This is a genomic window from Streptomyces sp. NK08204 (assembly GCF_020400585.1).
In the GTDB taxonomy this organism is placed as follows: domain Bacteria; phylum Actinomycetota; class Actinomycetes; order Streptomycetales; family Streptomycetaceae; genus Streptomyces.
Window position 1 is genome coordinate 1 of sequence record NZ_JAINVF010000069.1, and the last position, 1,129, is coordinate 1,129.

Here is a 1,129-nt window from a genome sequence, read left to right on the forward strand (position 1 = left end):
CCGCTGCGGGAGTTGGTCACCGCCTCGGAGGCGATGCCGCTGCTGGTGGAACGCGAACGGGCCCTGTACGGCTCCTGGTACGAGTTCTTCCCCCGCTCCGAGGGCACCGCCGAGCAGCCCCACGGCACGTTCCGCACCGCGGCCCGCCGCCTGCAACCCATCGCGGACATGGGCTTCGACGTCGTCTACCTCCCGCCGGTCCACCCCATCGGCACCACGTTCCGCAAGGGCCGCAACAACACCCTCACCGCCGGCCCCGACGACGTCGGCGTGCCCTGGGCCATCGGCTCCCCCGAGGGCGGACACGACACCGTCCACCCCGACCTGGGCACCCTGGAGGACTTCGACTTCTTCGTCGCCCGCGCCCGCGAACTGGGTCTGGAGATCGCCCTGGACTTCGCGCTGCAGTGCTCCCCCGACCATCCCTGGGTGCACAAGCACCCCGAGTGGTTCCGCCACCGCCCCGACGGCACCATCGCCCACGCCGAGAACCCGCCGAAGAAGTACCAGGACATCTACCCCATCGCCTTCGACGCCGACATGGACGGCCTGGTCGCCGAGACGGTCCGCGTCCTGCGGCACTGGATGGACCACGGGGTGCGGATCTTCCGCGTGGACAACCCGCACACCAAACCCGTCGTGTTCTGGGAACGCGTCATCGCCCAGATCAACCGCACCGACCCCGACGTGCTCTTCCTGGCCGAGGCGTTCACCCGGCCCGCGATGATGCACACCCTGGCCCAGATCGGCTTCCAGCAGTCGTACACCTACTTCACCTGGCGCAACACCAAGCAGGAACTGACCGAGTACCTGACGGAACTGTCGGGGGAGGCGGCCTCCTACATGCGGCCGAACCTCTTCGTCAACACCCCCGACATCCTGCACGCCTACCTCCAGCACGGAGGCCGGCCCGCCTTCGAGGTCCGCGCGGTCCTCGCCGCCACCCTCTCCCCGGCCTGGGGCATCTACAGCGGCTACGAACTGTGCGAGAACACCCCCCTGCGCGAGGGCAGCGAGGAATACCTCGACTCCGAGAAGTACCAGCTCAAACCCCGCGACTGGGCCGCCGCCGCCCGCGAGGGCCGCACCATCGCACCCCTGATCACCCGCCTCAACGACATCCGCCGGC

General features: G+C 69.4%; 1 pseudogene. It reads left to right on the forward strand.

Annotated elements, in window-relative coordinates:
- A pseudogene (locus K7G59_RS34325) lies at positions 1 to 1,129 on the forward strand (alpha-amylase family glycosyl hydrolase); the annotation flags it as partial.